At 53.6% G+C, this 18,312-nt stretch carries 13 protein-coding genes and 21 tRNA genes; 23 read left to right on the top strand and 11 right to left on the bottom strand.

Going from position 1 to position 18,312, the window contains the following annotated elements; translation table 11 throughout:
- Positions 1-21: 21 nt before the first annotated feature.
- The 4 genes from frdD to frdA are packed head-to-tail and all read right to left on the bottom strand — an operon-like array spanning position 22 to position 3,327.
- Positions 22-384: a fumarate reductase subunit FrdD gene (gene frdD, locus FH974_RS14700; protein WP_047885243.1), complete on the bottom strand. Its 363-nt coding sequence runs from the start codon at positions 382-384 to the stop codon at positions 22-24.
- Positions 385-394: 10 nt separating this feature from the next.
- Positions 395-778: a fumarate reductase subunit FrdC gene (frdC, locus tag FH974_RS14695; protein ID WP_047885242.1), complete on the bottom strand. Its 384-nt coding sequence runs from the start codon at positions 776-778 to the stop codon at positions 395-397.
- Positions 779-780: 2 nt separating this feature from the next.
- Entirely contained in the window at positions 781-1,521 is a 741-nt protein-coding gene (locus FH974_RS14690) for a succinate dehydrogenase/fumarate reductase iron-sulfur subunit (RefSeq protein ID WP_047885241.1), read from the bottom strand.
- A gap of 12 nt (positions 1,522-1,533) precedes the next feature.
- Positions 1,534-3,327, bottom strand: a complete 1,794-nt coding sequence (gene frdA / locus FH974_RS14685) for a fumarate reductase (quinol) flavoprotein subunit (protein ID WP_047885240.1) — start codon at positions 3,325-3,327, stop codon at positions 1,534-1,536.
- Between the two features lie 518 nt (positions 3,328-3,845).
- Between frdA and epmA the strand changes: the two genes are divergently transcribed.
- On the top strand, positions 3,846-4,817 hold the full coding sequence (epmA, locus tag FH974_RS14680) for an elongation factor P--(R)-beta-lysine ligase (protein ID WP_207103368.1): 972 nt from the start codon (positions 3,846-3,848) through the stop codon (positions 4,815-4,817).
- A gap of 391 nt (positions 4,818-5,208) precedes the next feature.
- On the opposite strand, the gene FH974_RS14675 is transcribed toward epmA, so the two are convergent.
- The 6 genes from FH974_RS14675 to rsgA form a co-directional block, all read right to left on the bottom strand.
- Positions 5,209-6,108, bottom strand: coding sequence for a DMT family transporter (locus FH974_RS14675; RefSeq protein WP_207103367.1), 900 nt, complete (start codon positions 6,106-6,108; stop codon positions 5,209-5,211).
- Positions 6,109-6,337: 229 nt separating this feature from the next.
- A complete protein-coding gene (locus FH974_RS14670) occupies positions 6,338-7,051 on the bottom strand; it encodes a carbonic anhydrase (protein ID WP_047885237.1) in 714 nt (237 codons plus the stop codon).
- A gap of 386 nt (positions 7,052-7,437) precedes the next feature.
- Complete coding sequence (locus tag FH974_RS14665; RefSeq protein WP_047885236.1) at positions 7,438-9,321, bottom strand: methyl-accepting chemotaxis protein; 1,884 nt, start codon at positions 9,319-9,321, stop codon at positions 7,438-7,440.
- Positions 9,322-9,617: 296 nt separating this feature from the next.
- A complete protein-coding gene (locus FH974_RS14660; RefSeq protein ID WP_207103366.1) occupies positions 9,618-11,033 on the bottom strand; it encodes an SLC13 family permease in 1,416 nt (471 codons plus the stop codon).
- 132 nt (positions 11,034-11,165) lie between these two features.
- Positions 11,166-12,062 carry an archaetidylserine decarboxylase gene (gene asd, locus FH974_RS14655; RefSeq protein WP_047885235.1) on the bottom strand — a complete coding sequence of 299 codons (897 nt, stop codon included), beginning with the start codon at positions 12,060-12,062 and terminating at the stop codon, positions 11,166-11,168.
- Between the two features lie 142 nt (positions 12,063-12,204).
- Positions 12,205-13,257 carry a small ribosomal subunit biogenesis GTPase RsgA gene (rsgA, locus tag FH974_RS14650; protein WP_207103365.1) on the bottom strand — a complete coding sequence of 351 codons (1,053 nt, stop codon included), beginning with the start codon at positions 13,255-13,257 and terminating at the stop codon, positions 12,205-12,207.
- A 133-nt stretch (positions 13,258-13,390) separates the two neighbouring features.
- Between rsgA and orn the strand changes: the two genes are divergently transcribed.
- From orn to FH974_RS14540, 22 genes are all read left to right on the top strand, one after another.
- Complete coding sequence (gene orn, locus FH974_RS14645) at positions 13,391-13,936, top strand: oligoribonuclease (protein WP_207103364.1); 546 nt, start codon at positions 13,391-13,393, stop codon at positions 13,934-13,936.
- Between the two features lie 130 nt (positions 13,937-14,066).
- Positions 14,067-14,143, top strand: a tRNA-Met gene (locus tag FH974_RS14640).
- 3 nt (positions 14,144-14,146) lie between these two features.
- Positions 14,147-14,222: transfer RNA gene (locus tag FH974_RS14635), tRNA-Gly, on the top strand.
- A gap of 39 nt (positions 14,223-14,261) precedes the next feature.
- Positions 14,262-14,338, top strand: a tRNA-Met gene (locus FH974_RS14630).
- A gap of 3 nt (positions 14,339-14,341) precedes the next feature.
- A tRNA-Gly gene (locus FH974_RS14625) sits at positions 14,342-14,417 on the top strand.
- A 39-nt stretch (positions 14,418-14,456) separates the two neighbouring features.
- Positions 14,457-14,533 (top strand) — tRNA-Met (locus tag FH974_RS14620).
- A 3-nt stretch (positions 14,534-14,536) separates the two neighbouring features.
- Positions 14,537-14,612 (top strand) — tRNA-Gly (locus tag FH974_RS14615).
- A 39-nt stretch (positions 14,613-14,651) separates the two neighbouring features.
- Positions 14,652-14,728: transfer RNA gene (locus FH974_RS14610), tRNA-Met, on the top strand.
- Positions 14,729-14,731: 3 nt separating this feature from the next.
- A tRNA-Gly gene (locus FH974_RS14605) sits at positions 14,732-14,807 on the top strand.
- A 39-nt stretch (positions 14,808-14,846) separates the two neighbouring features.
- A tRNA-Met gene (locus tag FH974_RS14600) sits at positions 14,847-14,923 on the top strand.
- Between the two features lie 3 nt (positions 14,924-14,926).
- Positions 14,927-15,002: transfer RNA gene (locus FH974_RS14595), tRNA-Gly, on the top strand.
- A 39-nt stretch (positions 15,003-15,041) separates the two neighbouring features.
- Positions 15,042-15,118: transfer RNA gene (locus FH974_RS14590), tRNA-Met, on the top strand.
- A 2-nt stretch (positions 15,119-15,120) separates the two neighbouring features.
- Positions 15,121-15,196 (top strand) — tRNA-Gly (locus FH974_RS14585).
- Positions 15,197-15,229: 33 nt separating this feature from the next.
- A tRNA-Gly gene (locus tag FH974_RS14580) sits at positions 15,230-15,305 on the top strand.
- A gap of 33 nt (positions 15,306-15,338) precedes the next feature.
- A tRNA-Gly gene (locus tag FH974_RS14575) sits at positions 15,339-15,414 on the top strand.
- Between the two features lie 34 nt (positions 15,415-15,448).
- A tRNA-Gly gene (locus FH974_RS14570) sits at positions 15,449-15,524 on the top strand.
- A 34-nt stretch (positions 15,525-15,558) separates the two neighbouring features.
- A tRNA-Gly gene (locus FH974_RS14565) sits at positions 15,559-15,634 on the top strand.
- A gap of 34 nt (positions 15,635-15,668) precedes the next feature.
- Positions 15,669-15,744: transfer RNA gene (locus tag FH974_RS14560), tRNA-Gly, on the top strand.
- Positions 15,745-15,779: 35 nt separating this feature from the next.
- Positions 15,780-15,855, top strand: a tRNA-Gly gene (locus FH974_RS14555).
- A gap of 34 nt (positions 15,856-15,889) precedes the next feature.
- A tRNA-Gly gene (locus FH974_RS14550) sits at positions 15,890-15,980 on the top strand.
- 35 nt (positions 15,981-16,015) lie between these two features.
- Positions 16,016-16,106 (top strand) — tRNA-Gly (locus FH974_RS14545).
- Positions 16,107-16,147: 41 nt separating this feature from the next.
- Positions 16,148-16,224: transfer RNA gene (locus FH974_RS14540), tRNA-Met, on the top strand.
- Positions 16,225-17,041: 817 nt separating this feature from the next.
- Here the strand turns inward: FH974_RS14540 and queG are convergent.
- Positions 17,042-18,202, bottom strand: coding sequence for a tRNA epoxyqueuosine(34) reductase QueG (gene queG / locus FH974_RS14535; protein WP_047887583.1), 1,161 nt, complete (start codon positions 18,200-18,202; stop codon positions 17,042-17,044).
- Positions 18,203-18,312: the final 110 nt, after the last annotated feature.

Below are 18,312 nucleotides of genomic sequence, written 5' to 3'. Positions count from 1 at the left end.
TTTTAATGGTCAGGATCTGCCTTAAATCATGAAGACAAAAATCACGGCTAGGGCAGAAATCAGGAAAGCCGTGGCGTAACAGCCCACTTTACCTGCTGTACCAGCATGGATTTTCAGGTCATGCATACCGTGATGCAGACGGTGCATCGCATGCCACATTGGCAGCGCCAGTGTCGCGATGGTGAACAGGCCACCGATGATGCTGGTCACGAAACCGGACACGCGCTCGTAGCTCATTGCGTCTGCATCCAGCATACCCATTGGTACCATGATGCCCAGAACCAGTACCGTTACCGGGGTGATCATGGCGAACCAGGTACCACCTGCACCAAACAGTCCCCACCAGATTGGCTCGTCAGAACGTCTTGGATTGAGATTAACCACAATGCACTCCTTAAACTAGTACCAGAACGAACAGGGAGATCGCAGCAACCGCAGCCCACTGGGCCAGGACAACCACTTTCTTATCCAGAGCTTTGCCTTTCACTTTGATCGGCATAACCTGAGGCATCATGCTGAAGAATGTCTGCGCATGGAACAGGCTGCCGGCCAGTGCCAGGATATTCAGCACGATGACAACCGGGTTAGCCATGAAGTCCAGCCAGCCCTGCCAGGCTTCCGGTCCTTTCACCAGACAGCCCAGACCAAAGGTCAGACACAGGGTGAAGAAGATCAGCGGCAGAACCGTGGCTTCACGCACCATGTAGAAGCGGTAGAAAGGGTGATCCTTCCACCAGGTACGCTTCATTTCGCGAACGTAAGGTTTACGATTGGTCATCCTTATGCCTCCTGAGGTTTCATCATGGCAATGACGAAATCTTTTGATGATTCCACTTTGCCTTGGTTAACCGCTGCTGCCGGGTCTACGCTCTTCGGACACACTTCCGAACAGTAGCCCACGAACGTACAGCCCCATGCACCGTTTTCACCGTTGATCAGCTTCATACGCTCTGCAGAGCCATTGTCGCGGCTGTCCAGGTTGTAGCGGTGAGCCAGGGTCAGTGCTGCCGGACCAATGAACTCAGGGTTCAGGCCGAACTGCGGACACGCGGCGTAGCACAGGCCACAGTTGATGCAGCCGGAGAACTGCTTATACTTCGCCATTTGTGCCGGAGTCTGGTTGTTCGGGCCGTCTTCCGGTTTGCGATTGTTCCCGATGATGTATGGCTTGATGGCTTCCAGACGCTCGATGAACGGCGTCATGTCAACGATCAGGTCTTTTTCGATCGCAAAGTTAGACAGTGCTTCGATCTTCAGACCGTTCGGGTAATCACGCAGGAAGGTCTTACAGGCCAGTTTTGGCACCTTGTTGACCATCATCCCGCATGAACCACAGATCGCCATCCGGCAAGACCAGCGGTAAGCCAGATCTTTGTCCAGGTTATCTTTGATGTAACCCAGCGCGTCCAGCACGGACATGGTTTCGTTAAAAGGGACTTCGAACATTTCGAAGTACGGCTCTGCGTCTTTCGCCGGGTCATAACGCAGAATTTCTACTTTCTGAATGCGATTGTCTGACATTATGCCTGCTCCTTACTTATTCTCAGCGGCTTCTTTAGCTGCCGCTTCTTCCGCTGCCGCGCCGTACAAACGGGCTTTTGGCTGCGACTTGGTGATAGTGACATCGCTGTAATCAATACGCGGTGCTTGATCACCGTTATAGAATGCCAGAGTGTGTTTCAGGTAGTTCACGTCATCACGCTCGGTACAGCCATCGTCAAGACGCTGGTGCGCACCGCGCGATTCACGACGATTGATGGCGGAATGTGCCATGGCTTCTGCCACTTCCAGGCCGTAGCCCACTTCAATCGCATACAGCAGGTCAGTGTTGAACACTTTGCCTTTGTCTTTGATACTGATTTTCTTGTAGCGCTCACGCAGTTCAGCCAACTTGTCGATAGTGGCTTGCATCAGATCTTCCTGACGGTAGATACCACAACCGGCTTCCATGGATTGACCCATTTCAGTACGGATGTCAGCCCAGTTTTCGTCGCCTTCCTGAGCCATCAGAGCATCGATGCGTGCCTGAACCGCGTCCATCTGTGCTTTTACTGCCGCATCGTTCCAGCCTTTGAAAGACTGTGCACGCTCAGCCGCACCTTCACCGGCAACGCGGCCGAAGACAACCAGCTCAGCCAGGGAGTTAGAGCCCAGACGGTTCGCACCGTGCAGACCTACCGATGAACATTCACCAACGGCAAACAGACCTTTTATGCGGGTTTCGTTGTGGCTGTTGGTTTCGATACCACCCATGGTGTAGTGCACGGTCGGACGAATTGGAATCGGCTCTTTAGCCGGATCCACGTTGACGTACGCTTTCGCCAGTTCACAGATGAACGGCAGACGCTCATGCAGGTATTCTTCACCCAGGTGACGCAGGTCAAGGTGAACCACATCGCCCAGTGGGTGCTTGATGGTGTTACCTTTTTGCTGCTCGTGCCAGAACGCTTGTGACACTTTGTCACGAGGGCCCAGCTCCATGTATTTGTTCTTTGGCTGGCCGATTGGCGTTTCAGGACCCATGCCATAGTCTTGCAGGTAACGGTAACCGTTCTTGTTAACGATGATACCGCCTTCACCACGACAACCTTCGGTCATCAGGATACCGGTGCCAGGCAGACCCGTTGGGTGGTACTGAACGAATTCCATGTCACGCAGTGGCACGCCGTGGCGGAATGCCATTGCCATACCGTCGCCAGTTACGATGCCGCCGTTGGTGTTGCAGTGGTAAACACGGCCCGCACCGCCAGTGGCCAGGATCACAGATTTCGCTTTAATGCAGATCAGCTCACCTTCGGACATGTGGATAGCCACCAGGCCCTGTACTTCACCGTCATCGACGATCAGATCAACCACAAAGTATTCGTCAAAGCGTTTGATTTGCTTGTACTTGATAGAGGTCTGGAACAGGGTGTGCAGCATGTGGAAACCGGTTTTATCGGCCGCGAACCACGTACGCTCAACCTTCATACCACCGAAACGACGAACGTTTACTTCACCGTTTTCTTTACGGCTCCACGGACAGCCCCATTGTTCCAACTGGGTCATCTCGCGAGTGGCGTTTTCTACGAAATATTCAACAACGTCCTGTTCACATAGCCAGTCACCACCACCAACGGTGTCGTTGAAGTGGTTGTCTAAGCTATCCTCATCCTTGATGACAGCAGCGGAGCCACCCTCTGCGGCTACGGTGTGCGAGCGCATTGGGTAAACCTTAGAAATCAGTGCAATTTCCAAGTCTGGGTTTGCTTCTGCCGCAGCGATGGCAGCACGTAGGCCTGCACCACCTGCGCCGACAACAGCGATATCTGTGGTAATAGTCTTCACAGCTATCCTCCGAAGGTAAGACGAAAATTATAAAAGTGCGCCGGGCGCACTTAACCTTGAAATCCTAAGTTCATTCTATGAAACAAAATCAGTAGAAAATTTGATTTAGACGCATCTTTTCCAAGGAAATACCCCCTAAGAGTAAGGTGATTACAGAAACTGTGATTATTGTCACAAGCTGTAATGTTTTGTCATTGTTAGCAACTGAAAACGAGTTGTTTTAGATGTTTCTGGCTCGTTGTTGATGTGTTTCGACTTTATGGCGTAAATCCTTGTTGTCCAATAAGATAGCCGATGAACAAGGCATTCCGCCCAGAAAGAATGTTAGTTTAATATCGCTGACGTGACCGGATTGTTAACTCAATGTGTGTTTGGTGTGGTTTTGTCGCTGTGGTTTCGTGTCTTATTTTGTTCATAATTATTCATAAGTTGCGGGTGCACAGAGCGGCTGTTTCAGATCCGCAGATTTGCTACCATAACGGCCTTTATTTCAGCAGTTAGAAAGATCGAAACCGGCTATGACTACCCATTGGCAACCTACTGCATCCCTTCCTCAACTGAAGCAGCGAGCCGCGATTCTGGCTCAGATCCGCGCCTTTTTTGCCGCCCGTGATGTGTTGGAAGTGGACACCCCGGCGATGAGCCAGGCGACCGTGACAGACATTCACCTGCATACTTTCCAGACCCAGTTTGTTGGGCCGGGCTTTGCCAACGGGCAACAACTGTATCTGATGACCAGCCCGGAATTTCATATGAAGCGCTTGCTGGCGGCAGGTAGCGGGCCGATTTACCAAATCTGTAAATCCTTCCGCAATGAAGAATCCGGGCGCTATCACAATCCGGAATTCACCATGCTGGAATGGTATCGTCCGGGCTTTGACCATCACACTCTGATGGACGAAATGGATGACCTGTTGCAGATGGTGCTGCAGTGCGGGGCCGCAGAGCGCATGACCTATCAGCAGGCGTTTCTGACGGTACTGGGCGTGTGCCCGCTGACGGCGGAGATGGATGCACTCAAAGCGGTCGCGGCGACGCTGGGACTGGCTGATATTGCAGAGCCGGAAGACGATCGGGATACCCTGCTTCAGTTACTGTTTAGCGTGGGAGTGGAAGCGAAAATTGGCCAGCAGGCCCCGGCGTTTGTTTATGATTTCCCTGCTTCTCAGGCGGCGTTGGCGCAAATCAGCCCGGCGGATGAGCGGGTAGCAGAACGTTTTGAGGTGTATTTCAAAGGCATTGAGCTGGCGAATGGTTTCCATGAACTGGCCGACGGCGATGAGCAGCTGGCACGGTTTGAAGCCGACAACCGCAAGCGACTGGAGATGGGGCTGGCACCACAGCCGATTGACCTGCATCTGGTCAACGCCCTTCGGGCGGGCTTTCCTGACTGTGCTGGCGTGGCGTTAGGCATTGATCGTCTCATCATGCTGGCTCTGGGGCAGGATCATATTGATCGTGTAACAGCGTTTCCGATCGAGATTGCCTGATAAGGATCGTATCGACCAACACAACGAATGAGAGAGTCTGAAAGAGGCAAAGGCAGACTAAGGTAGGCCAAGCTTAAACTTAGACTCGACAGACAGTCACCCGTGGATGACTGTCTGTCAGTCTGAGCTCCTCTGACGGAGCGCTGCCCCGGCCATAGGGCATGAGGAACAGCCTGTGGACGGTGTGGTCAGGCGTCAGTTAGGATTTCAAGGCGTCTTACCGCCCGCAGACCTGACTCGCACGTGGCAAGTATAACTCGTTATCACGTAGATGCAAATGATTCTCAATTACTAGTGTGGGATGCATCCCTTCTATTGATAGTTTTAAGCTCTGATACCTAATCTCAAACGTCTACGTAAGCTTGTCATCATTGCCTGAGCTGTGTGGCGCTCAGTGGCTCAGAATCAATGCGGTGCCCAGCACTGCCAGACAGGCGCCGCACCAGGCCTGCCAGGGCGGCATGATTCGGGTATACAGCCACAGCAGAGGCAGAATCATGATAGGGGTCGTGGAAGAGAGCAGCGCCACCATGCCGACATCGCCGTAGCGCAGGGCATAGAGGATAAATGTCATCCCGACCGCCATAGCCAGAAAGCCATTCAGAGCAACCTGCAGAAAAATGGACAGGGTGATTGGTTGGTGCGGACGGGCGAGGCGCAGCCCGGTAATCCGCAGCAGACTGTGCGCAGCAAAGGCACTGGCCATGCGCATGGCTGACGCTGCAACCGGGTCAATATCGGTCTGCATCACCGGTTTGGCGATCACCGCACCTAACGACTGGCACAGTGCTGCAGTCAGACCCAGAGCAATTGCGACCCACAGGGTACCGTGACTGCCTTCCCAATGGTGGTGGCTGGCATCTTTCTGACGGCTCTGGCCGAAAAAGATGGCCAGAGCCACGCCGCTGAACACCAGAATGCCACCCACCAGTTTCCAACCCAGTAGCTGTTCATCAAACAGCCAGATCCCGAGCAACGCTGAAAAAACCGCATGGCAGGAAAATAGCAGTCCGGCGCGACGCGGGCCAATACGGTTGAAACAGGCAAACAAGGCGGTATCGCCGATGAAGATCCCAACCAGACCGGATAACAGCATGACGCTGGCCGCCTCCCAGTGCAGGGTGGCCCAGCCGCCGTTCAGTAAGGCTATGACGGACAGCATGACCGTGACGCAGGCCATCCGCCAGCGGCTGTAGGCAAAGGCGCCGAGATGGCGGGACGGTGTGACAGAAATCAGGCTGCTGACAGCCCACAGCATTGCGGCGCCGAGCGCCAGCCATTCGTAACCCATGATATTCCTTATCGTACAGTGAGTTGCCTGCGCATCGGGCGAAGCACAGCGGTGCAGGGCGCTTATCTTGCGGCAAGGGTGCCAAGCGGTGCAATGTTTTTCTGGCTGGCTGGCTGGCTGGCTGGCTGGCAGGCAGGCAGTCAGAGCTTGGGGCAGCGCGGGTCGGCTGCCCCGGATGTGTCAGGGTCGGTGGGCGTTCAGGGACGGCAGACGGAATCTGCGGCGGTCGTTATTGCAGGATCACCCGGGCATTGAGCGGCTGCACCGGTCGGGCGTTATCCCCCATGATTTCGTGCAGGGCTGTGGTCTGTGCCGGGCTGCTGGCCTGAGGCTCTTTCAACACATACCAGCGTACTCCTTCGGTACAAGGTGGGGTCGTTAACGAGCCGCTGAAACGGTAATAGTCGCGTTCACGCGGCAACAGGTCAGCCGGGTTGATGGTTGCGCCCGGTGTGCGGGTTTCCCCGGTTTCCGGCAGGCTGTTCAGCAGGTTGCCAAGGGTTGCGTTACCCCGCGGGCCGGTTTCAAACATGGCGGCAATGACAGCCAGTTGCCCTTGTGAGCTGGCATGGACAAAGTGGACCTCCAGCGGAAATTGCTTGCCCTTGATGGTGTTTTCCGACGGCGTGTGGAAATGGAACTGTTTGAGGGTGAAGGTTTCGCCCTCAATGTCCAGGGTGTTTTGCCCGCTGACATTGGCCTGAATGGTGTGGCCGTTGTTGATAAGTTCACTCACCTGGCCTTGGTAATCAATATGTAATGGTGCCAGTTTGGCGGACAGGGTTTCGGTTATGTTTACCGGGCTCTGGTTTAGCCCCTCGCCACAGGTTTCAAACTGCTCCCCCCAGTGTTCGACGCCATGGGCGCCCTCATAATGCCAGTCGGCGGCGCTGGTTTGGGTGGCCCAGCTGGCGGCCAGCAAGAATAATGCTGCTTTGGTCATGGTTGTGTTCACGATGTTGCCCTCTCTGATTGTTATATGACCGGGCTGTCTGGCTCGGCCGGCGCATTTTACGGCGGTGCCGGGTGGGGGAAATGAGGAAATCGCCGTTTTGGCAGCTATGTTGGAATCTAGCAAAAAATGACGGCAGATAATGAAAAGTTAGGTCTTAGTTTTGCGAGGCAGTTGGCACCGTGCCGTCGTGTCGGCAGCTGTACTGCGGGCGTTTCGCTTGCCTGGTATCAAGCCTAGACGGCTGAGAGGCGAAGCGGTTGTAAGGAAAACAAAAAGGCCGCGCAATAAAGGCGGCCGGAGAAGGAACAACCAGACGTTATTGCCTGAGTGTTTAAGAGGCGATGTTCATGACGACACCCGTTTCGTCACGGCAATCAGACCTGAAAGCGAGAGACATCCTCACGCATTTCGTTTGCTGCACGGTGCATCGCCCGGGCGCTTTCGGTCACAGCCCCGGTTTGGACCGCCAAATGATCCGAGACATCTTTGATGGCCTGAGTATTGCGGCTGATGTCTTCACTCACGGCGCGCTGCTCTTCGGCGGCACTGGCAATCTGGGTCGCCATGTCCGATATTTCCGTAATCGCTTGAGTGATCTGGTTGAGGCTTTCGCTGGCGGCTTCAGCGTAACCGACGCTCTGACCGGCCAATTCGGTACTGGTCTCCATACTCTCAACCGCCTGACGGGTGTTCTGCTGCAGGGTGTCAATCATGCTGCGGATTTCCTCGGTTGAGTCGTGGGTGCGCTGGCTCAGGACGCGAACCTCATCAGCGACCACCGCAAATCCCCGGCCTTGTTCCCCGGCTCGGGCGGCTTCAATGGCAGCGTTCAACGCCAGCAGGTTCGTCTGCTCGGCAATGCCCTGAATGGTTGATAGAATCTGATTGATATTCTGGGCATTTTGTTCCAGTTCGTGAATCACATGAGCGGCATCCTGCACCTGATTGGCCAGCTGCGTAATGGCATGACGGTTCTGGCCAATTACGCCCTGACCTTCTTCGCAGGCGGTGGTGGAAGCCTGCGCCGCCGAGGCGGTCAACTCGGCATGACTGGCGACCTCGGCAGAAGTGGCCGACATTTCGTGAATGGCGGTCGCGATCTGGTTGACGTCATTTTGCTGCTCGGCCACTTTGTGGCTGGCCATTTCTGTCTGATTGGCGGAGTGACCGGCCTGCTCTCCGAGGGTGTGCGACTGCGCGACAATGGTTTTAATCATCGACTGCAATTGACCGAGGAAGCGGTTAACGTGCTCGGCCAGTTCCCCAATTTCATCCTGCCGCTCGATATCAATACGTTGGGTCAGGTCTCCGCTGCCTTGTGCCAGTTGCGCCATCGACTCGCTCAGGCGGGTCAGCGGACGCAGCAGGCTGTTGAAGATCAGGGTCGCGATTGCGGCGATCACCACATACAGTGCTACCGAGGCCAGCAGAACAAACGTGATCTGGCGGCCAATCGAGGCATAGGCCAGATCTTTGTCTTCCACCAGTACCAGGGTCCAGTCCGTCCCGGCGATGGGGGTGGCATACAGCAGTTTGTCACGGTTGTCAGTGTCAAAACGGAAAGCGTGGATAGTTTGCTCGCGCTCAATTTGTTTCAGCAGTGCGGGCGTTAAATCGGCATCCAGACGGGTCAGGGCTTGCTGGCTGAGCGATTCATCACGGTAGGCCACTATCTGGTTGTTGCCATCCAGCAGGAAGGCAAAGCCGTCGTGATCCAGCTTCAGGCTCAGTACCTGTTGGATGATGTCAGTGATGGTCAGATCGGCCGCCAGTACGCCCTGATGTTTGCCCCGGAAGGCTTTGGCCAGGCTGACCACCATGCTGCCGTCAAAGTCCTGATAAGGTGCGGTCACGATCAGGCCGCTTTGCCCCATGGCATCTTTGTACCAAGGACGGCTACGGGGATCGTAATCTGCCGGCCAGTCTTCGGTTTTATCGCCATAGGCAATATGGCCGTCGCTGAAACCGGCATAGACCGACAGGAACTGGCCGGCACGTTTGGTCAGCAGTAACTCACGGTCGATATTGTCCTGATTGGCGATCAGGGTTTCATTGGCCAGCAGCATGTCACTGCGGATTGCCAGCCAGTCAGTAATGTAACGGCTGGTGGCCTGGCCCATGTCTTTCATCTGGTTACTGACGGCATAGGTGGTTTCTGCTTTCAGCTGGGAAATGGATATCCACGCCTGAACGGCGCTCACGGTGGCAATGATCACTGCAATGGCGATCTGTATTTTGAGTTTTAGTGTCAGTTTCATCATATCTCTCTCGAATGCGCATGTTTTTAGTGTTATTGCGAGGAGGTGGTTGTGTGGCTGTGTGATTGTCGCTGGGTTCGGATAAAAGCGCGTCAGAACGTCGGCAATATGAACATTTATCGGCGGTTTGGGGCTTATCATTAGCCAGAAATGTTAGTTTTTGCGTGACCCTCATTGCAAAACTCGGTTTTTCAGGGCGTTGAACGCAAAAAGGATGCGGTGTGAGGCCGCATCCTTGTCATAAACGTTGTGTCTCAGCGTTACGCGACAGCGTCTTCCCGCAAAGACGCTGACGGTCAGGTGATGATCATGGCACCTGCATAGACGACGGCGAGGCCAACCAGCCCGATGATGAGGCCGGTCTTGGCCATGTCTTTGCTCTCAATCAGTCCGGTTGAGTACGCCAGGGAGTTCGGTGGCGTAGACACCGGCAGGATCATCCCCAGAGAGGCCGAGAAAGCGACCACGACCAGCACCCCTTGCAACCCGCCCAGTGACGCTAGGCTGTCCATGGAGGTCGCCACGGCTGCGGCAATGGGCATCAACAGGTTAGCGGTGGCGGTGTTGGACATGAAGTTGGCCATCAGCCAGCAGATCATCGACAAAGTCAGGACAACGGCAATCGGCGACAGCACATCATAGTCCACGGCATGGGCCAGTGCCTCAGCCAGACCGGTTTTCTCCAGTCCGAGGCCAATCGCAATCCCCCCGGCAACCAGCCATAGCACATCCCAGTTGATCAGCTTGAGTTCTTCTTTCCCCATGATACCGGTCAGCGTGAACACCGCCAGTGGAATAATCGATACCACATAGGTGTTCATGCCGTGTAAGGCGGTGGTCATCCACAGCACTATCGTCAGGGCAAAAGTGATATACACCACGATTGCCTGCCAGCTGGTCTGGAACTGACCGTCCAGCTGGAGCGTCATATGGCGCTGAGAGGACGGAAACAGTTTTTGCAGCAACCACCAGGCAAAAGTCAGCTGCAGAATCACAAACGGCAGGCCGATGGTCATCCAGCCCAGAAAGCTGATGCTGTTTTCTCCGGTCAGGTACTGCAGGGCAATGGCGTTGGGCGGGGTCCCGATCGGCGTGGCGATGCCGCCGGTGTTCGCCGCGACAGGAATACACAGCACCAGCGCTTTGATGCCGATATCTCCTTTGGGAACCGAGGCCACAATGGGGGCCAGCAGTGCCAGCATCATCACCGTGGTTGCGGTGTTAGACATAAACATCGAGAACACTGCGGTGATCAGCATCAGGCCCAGCATGATGAACTTGGGCTGGGTCCCAAACGGTTTGAGCAGGACTCGGGCCAGATTGTTATCCAGTTCATATTTGGAGGCGGCAATCGCGAGGGCAAAGCCGCCCATAAACAGAATGATGATCGGTGAAGAAAAGGCGCCAAAAATGTCGGTATATTGCAGCATTACCCCCATGTCGTGCCCTTCCGGGGGAATGCGGAATAGGTGCAGCCCTTTATCGGAAATCATGATCAGTTCCAGGGCGATAATCAGAATGGAAGTGGCAAATACCGGCACCGGTTCGAGTACCCACAACAGGGCCGCGAGGGCAAAAATGGCCAGCAGACGATGCTGGGTCAGGGTGAGATCGTCAATCGGAATCGCATCAATCGGCAGCATCAGGATACCGAGCGGGATCCCGAAAGCAACCAGCAGTTTGAAGATATGGGCAAGCGAAAATGTTGGCATAGTCTGTTGGTTTGCATATGAATTAATAGCCGCCAGCATACTATTGAGGGGCGGGGAATTCCCTCGGCGTGGTCGATTTTTTGCACAAAAAAAAGGGGCCAGAGGCCCCTTAAATGTAAAAGTGTTAACTGATTATGCTTGTGCGATGTCAGCGACTGTCGCATCAGCATTCAGGCGGCGGGCATACGCGCTGCCCATCAACGTCGGGGTGGTCGGTTCCAGACCTTCCACAAACTCGACGGCGGCTTTCGGGAACAGGTTAATCACGGTTGATCCCAGCTTGAAGCGACCCATTTCTTCCCCTTTTTTCAGGGTGATGGCTTGCTCACCGTCTGCCGGGTAGTCCCAGCGATGTACGCGTGGACTGCGAGGTGGCGTGATTGTGCCTGCCCAGACGGTTTCGATGCTGCCGACAATGGTGGCACCCACTAGTACCTGTGCCATCGGGCCGAAATCGGTATCAAAGATACAGACGACGCGCTCGTTACGGGCAAACAGGTTCGGTACGTTCTGTGCCGTCAGCGGGTTTACGGAAAACAGCTCACCCGGAACGTAAATCATTTGGCGCAGCGTTGCGTCACATGGCATGTGGACGCGGTGGTAATCTTTCGGCGACAGGTACAGGGTGGCAAACAGGCCGTCATCGAACTGTGCAGCCAGCTCAGCATCGCCACCCAGTAGCTCAACGGCTTCATAGGTGTGCCCTTTGGCCTGGATTAACTGTCCCGCCGTTACCGGGCCTAATTGGCTGACGCAGGCATCTGCCGGGTGACAAAGCGTTTGGGCGTCTTCGTCGATCGGGCGTGCGCCTTCTTTCAGCTCACGCACAAAAAAGTCGTTGAAGGTCGCATAAGCAGCCGGATCCGGGTTCCGTGCTTCGTTCATATCAATGCCGTAGCGGCGGATGAACCAGCGGATTACCGCCGTTGTCAGTTTACCGGCTTTCAGGGAAGCCAGTTTGCCGGCAAGCTGGGTCAGGGTCTGTTTAGGCGCGCAGTACTGCAGGCCGATTTTAAGATTGTCGTGCACGGTATCTTTCCAGAAACTTTCAGTCGATCAACAAGATGATTACTTATTCATAACGCTAGCCGGGCATGATACCTGACTTAGCGAACAAAGTCAGTCTCATCCGGCCAGGAAGACTTCCCCCAATTATTGGGGGAAGTGGGGATCAGTCGGGTTTGTTGCGGGAGAATTGCCGGTTGGCAACGTTCTCTGACATGCTTTCAATGATGCGGTGGTAGCTGTCATAGCGCTCCTGGCTGATTTTACCCTCTTCAACCGCTTCGCGGATCAGACAGCCCGGATCGTCGCCGTGTTTGCAGTCGCGGAATTTACAACCGCCCAGAAAATCACGGAACTCCACAAATGCATTGGTCACCTGCTCCGGCTCAAGGTGCCACAGACCAAATTCCCGGACTCCCGGTGAGTCAATCAAATCACCGCCGTGCGGGAAGTGATACAGACGGGCTGCGGTAGTCGTGTGCTGGCCCAATCCCGAGTTCTCAGAAATGTCACCGACCTCGGCGTCAACTTCCGGCATCAGCGAGTTCACCAGGCTGGATTTCCCCACGCCAGATTGACCGGCAAAAATGCTGATGTGATCTTTCAGATCGTCATTCAGGCTGTCCAGCCCTTCACCGGTGGTGGAACTGACCATACGCACCTGATAACCGATATTCTGGTACAGGGCCAGCATCTGCTCAACGGTGTGACGCGCTTCCGGATCCAATAGATCGACTTTGTTTAACACGATCAGGGGTTCGATCCCTACCGTTTCCGCTGCGATCAGGTAGCGGTCGATGATATTCAGTGACAACTCCGGAACAACGGCGGATACAATCAGGATCTGATTGACGTTTGCCGCCACGGCTTTAACGCCATCGTAGTAGTCAGGGCGAGTCAGCATGGAGCTGCGTTCGTGTACGGCTTCTACCACTCCGGCAATACCTTGCAGGGTTTCCACCCCTGGGCGCCAAACCACGCGATCACCGGACACCAGGCTCTGGATACTGCGTCGCAGGTTGCAGCGGTGAATCACACCGGTTTCCGGATCTTCAATGTCGGCATGCTGGCCGAAACGGGTGATCACCAAGCCTTCACGGGCTGACTCCAGCAGGGATTCATCCCACTGGATATCATCTTTTTCGCGCGTTAGGCGTTTGTTTTGGTTAGAGCGCACACGACGGCTCTGTCCTTTGGTCAGCTTTTTCTTTTTTGCCACAAGAATTTCGTTCAGTTAGTTGGCTTACGATAAAATAAAGGCGTTTGCCGTCAGGGAATGTAGTCTGTTCCCCTCAATCGGCTTGCATTTGGTATTATCATACATGGTTTACTCATAGAATAGGCAATATCCGATGACGATCAGCGATCAGAACCTTATTTGGATCGATTTAGAAATGACCGGGCTGGATCCTGAAGCCCATAAAATTATTGAGATTGCGACGATCGTGACGGATGCGCAGCTGAATGTGCTGGCTGAAGGACCAGTACTGGCGGTTCATCAGCCAGAGTCGGAATTAGCAAAAATGGATGAGTGGTGCACTTCCACCCATACTAAAAGTGGGTTGGTAGCGCGAGTGCGCGAGAGCAAGGTTGATGAAACAGAAGCTGTGCGTCAGACCATTGCCTTTCTGGAGCAGTGGGTACCTAAAGGTGCGTCACCAATTTGTGGTAACAGCATCGGGCAGGATCGCCGCTTTTTGTACAAACATATGCCAGAGCTGGAGCAATACTTTCACTACCGTTACCTGGATGTCAGTACACTGAAAGAACTTACCCGCCGTTGGCAGCCTGATCTGCTGACCGGATTCCACAAAAAAGGCAGTCACCTGGCTCTGGACGATATTCGTGATTCAATCAATGAGTTGCGTTACTATCGTGAACATATTTTCAAAATTTGATGATGATTTAGACGGTCGCATTGAAATTTCCATATTTTTTTTAGGAAGTCTTGCATCCGTCTAATTTCTTCGTATAATGCGCAGCCTCGAAAGGCAAATATTCAATTGTTTTGCTTTTCAAAAAATCGGACGCGGGGTGGAGCAGCATGGTAGCTCGTCGGGCTCATAACCCGAAGGTCGTCGGTTCAAATCCGGCCCCCGCAACCAAATGCGACACTAGCTCAGTTGGTAGAGCGCAACCTTGCCAAGGTTGAGGTCACGAGTTCGAACCTCGTGTGTCGCTCCAAATTTAAAGTTGTCATCGTACTTAACGGTGAAAATCGGACGCGGGGTGGAGCAGCTTGGTAGCTCGTCGGGCTCATAACCCGAAGGTCGTCGGTTCAAATCCGGCCCCCGCAACCAAATGCGACACTAGCTCAGTTGGTAGAGCGCAACCTTGCCAAGGTTGAGGTCACGAGTTCGAACCTCGTGTGTCGCTCCAAATTTAAAGTTGTCATCGTACTTAACGGTGAAAATCGGACGCGGGGTGGAGCAGCTTGGTAGCTCGTCGGGCTCATAACCCGAAGGTCGTCGGTTCAAATCCGGCCCCCGCAACCAAATGCGACACTAGCTCAGTTGGTAGAGCGCAACCTTGCCAAGGTTGAGGTCACGAGTTCGAACCTCGTGTGTCGCTCCAAATTTAAAGTTGTCATCGTACTTAACGGTGAAAATCGGACGCGGGGTGGAGCAGCTTGGTAGCTCGTCGGGCTCATAACCCGAAGGTCGTCGGTTCAAATCCGGCCCCCGCAACCAAATGCGACACTAGCTCAGTTGGTAGAGCGCAACCTTGCCAAGGTTGAGGTCACGAGTTCGAACCTCGTGTGTCGCTCCAAATTTAAAGTTGTCATCGTACTTAACGGTGAAAATCGGACGCGGGGTGGAGCAGCTTGGTAGCTCGTCGGGCTCATAACCCGAAGGTCGTCGGTTCAAATCCGGCCCCCGCAACCAAATGCGACACTAGCTCAGTTGGTAGAGCGCAACCTTGCCAAGGTTGAGGTCACGAGTTCGAACCTCGTGTGTCGCTCCAAATTTAAAGTTGTCATCGTACTTAACGGTGAAAATCGGACGCGGGGTGGAGCAGCTTGGTAGCTCGTCGGGCTCATAACCCGAAGGTCGTCGGTTCAAATCCGGCCCCCGCAACCAATGCGACACTAGCTCAGTTGGTAGAGCGCAACCTTGCCAAGGTTGAGGTCACGAGTTCGAACCTCGTGTGTCGCTCCAAATACAGCTTTCATCGTGCTTAACGGTGACGATGCGACACTAGCTCAGTTGGTAGAGCGCAACCTTGCCAAGGTTGAGGTCACGAGTTCGAACCTCGTGTGTCGCTCCAAATACAGCTTTCATCGTGCTTAACGGTGACGATGCGACACTAGCTCAGTTGGTAGAGCGCAACCTTGCCAAGGTTGAGGTCACGAGTTCGAACCTCGTGTGTCGCTCCAAATTACAGCTTTCATCGTGCTTAACGGTGACGATGCGACACTAGCTCAGTTGGTAGAGCGCAACCTTGCCAAGGTTGAGGTCACGAGTTCGAACCTCGTGTGTCGCTCCAAATTACAGCTTTCATCGTGCTTAACGGTGACGATGCGACACTAGCTCAGTTGGTAGAGCGCAACCTTGCCAAGGTTGAGGTCACGAGTTCGAACCTCGTGTGTCGCTCCAAATTACAGCTTTCATCGTGCTTAACGGTGACGATGCGACACTAGCTCAGTTGGTAGAGCGCAACCTTGCCAAGGTTGAGGTCACGAGTTCGAACCTCGTGTGTCGCTCCAAATTACAGCTTTCATCGTGCTTAACGGTGACGATTGCGACACTAGCTCAGTTGGTAGAGCGCAACCTTGCCAAGGTTGAGGTCACGAGTTCGAACCTCGTGTGTCGCTCCAAATACAGCTTTCATCGTGCTTAACGGTGACGATTGCGACACTAGCTCAGTTGGTAGAGCGCAACCTTGCCAAGGTTGAGGTCACGCCAAGTTCCTCGAAGATCGGGAACCTCGTGTGTCGCTCCAAATTACAGCTTTCATCGTGCTTAACGGTGACGATTGCGACACTAGCTCAGTTGGTAGAGCGCAACCTTGCCAAGGTTGAGGTCACGCCAAGTTCCTCGAAGATCGGGAACCTCGTGTGTCGCTCCAGTTTATAGCCTTCATCGTGCTTAACGGTGACACAATACGGACGCGGGGTGGAGCAGCTTGGTAGCTCGTCGGGCTCATAACCCGAAGGTCGTCGGTTCAAATCCGGCCCCCGCAACCAAATTCTTGAGAGCTTTGGTCAAGTAACCATTGCACTCCATTGTTGCCGCTCTTGTGCATAAATCAGGAGACCGGCACAGCTACTACTGTGAAGTATTAGTTCCATTGCAGCATTCCTGGGGTATTCGATAACCGGTAGCCTTGTGTGTTGCGTCAATGTTCCATAACGGGAGTTACTGGAACCGAAGAAGCTTTTCAGCTTCAACACATCATCAATGAATTGAGCATGCGATCTGACGATTGCGTGCATTTGTTCACAATTCATGATGCTCTGTGGCCAGTGCCAGATGGCAACATGCGCTCTTTACTTGATAACTGTCTTCGTTCCAGAAAGTTACCAACAGAGGGTATGTGATATCTCAGTCCTTCCTCTTCCAGACAGATAGGCTTCAAACCTTGGCGGCGCTTGGGTTTAAGAGAAGTTTTCGGCAAGAAATAACCGGATCATGCACAGAGTTATCCACATCTATAACTTGTGGGTAAGTCAGTTGATTACGTGTGCCGATAGCGTGTGAACAAGTCTGTATTTATCTTTTTTTTATTTCGATGTCCGGAAAACATATAAAACTTATCAACAGTTTAAGGTGTTGTTTTGTATGGTTTTTTGTTGGGTTGCTCAAGGTTTATATACAACCTGATCCACTATGTGGATGACTGAATAACTTTTTCAGCACCTACCCGTCAGAGCTGTGTTTAATATTTTCATCTGGGTATAAATACGCTCAAATGAAAATGTTTTCCACATTTCCCCATAAGACTGACTCAACTCTCAATCTGTGTTAATCAGGTTGCAACACGATAGCCGGATTATTCGCAGCCTACGCATCGCGTGGCAATCCTTTTTCTACAATACGAATAAGGCGCCGTGTTTTAGCCGGTAAAACCTCAATACGTTGTGCTGTGAGATGAGGGAGCTGATTGGCCTGGTTTACACGTTCATGTTGCTTGCCCAGCGCCCACTGAATGTGAACGTCCAGCAGTTCGTGCTCGCCAAGCCGCTGTTCTAACGCCTGAACAAGCTCTGTGCTATATGGGGCATTACCCATAGCGATGGCGATATTACGTAGCCATTGCACATGTCCGATACGTCGGATCGCAGAACCTTCGGTATTTTTCAGAAATTGATTTTCATCCCACTGAAATAAGGTGGCCAGAGGTTGCTGATACAGGCTTTCCCGGCAGTGGTAGTCTTGCTCTTCCGTGACATCGGCGTAACGGTTGAAGGGGCACACCAGCTGGCAGTCATCGCAACCGTAGATGCGATTACCGATCGGCTCGCGAAACTCTTCCGGAATCACCCCATCAAATTCAATGGTCAGATAAGAAATACAGCGTCTGGCATCAATGACCCCTTCTTCCACAATCGCCCCTGTGGGGCAGCTGGTCATACAGGCCACACATTTACCGCATTGGTTTTCTACCGGGGTGTCGACAGGCAGGGGCAGGTCGATAAGCAGTTCACCCAGAAAGAACCAGGAGCCTGCGTGTTCGTTGAGAATCAGAGAGTGCTTGCCAGTCCAGCCCAACCCAGCCTTTTCAGCCAGAGGGCGCTCCAGAATCGGGGCGGAATCCACGAAAGGGCGATAACCGAACTGACCGACGGCCGCTTCGATTTTTTGCCCCAACTGCTTGAGTCGGTTACGGATGAGCTTGTGGTAGTCACGTCCCAGGGAATAGCGGCTGACGTAGGCGGTATCTGGTTGACCGAGGCTTTGGGCAAATCCCGCTTCGGGTGGCAGATAATTCATCCGCACACTGATCACCCGAACGGTTCCCGGCAACAGTTCTGCTGGCCGGGCACGCATCATGCCGTGGCGGGCCATCCAGTCCATCTCCCCGTGATAACCTGCGTCCAGCCAACGTTGCAGCTGTGCTTCATGACGGCTTAGATCGACATCGCAGATGCCCACCTGCTGGAAGCCTAATTCCTGGCCCCATTGCTTGATGTGGTTGGCAAGATCGCGGTAGTCGATGGTCATTACATAGGATCCCTGGTGAATTGGGGGCGGAAGTCTACCACAATCATGGTGAATGTTGAGGAAAAATTCCGGTAAAAGTCTGTCGGGCGATCTGCGGGATCCATTGTCAG

Origin of the sequence: Photobacterium ganghwense (genome assembly GCF_017329545.1) — a bacterium.
GTDB lineage: Bacteria > Pseudomonadota > Gammaproteobacteria > Enterobacterales > Vibrionaceae > Photobacterium > Photobacterium ganghwense.
Note: the sequence above shows the minus strand (reverse complement) of the source record. Positions and strands in the feature narration are given on the sequence as shown.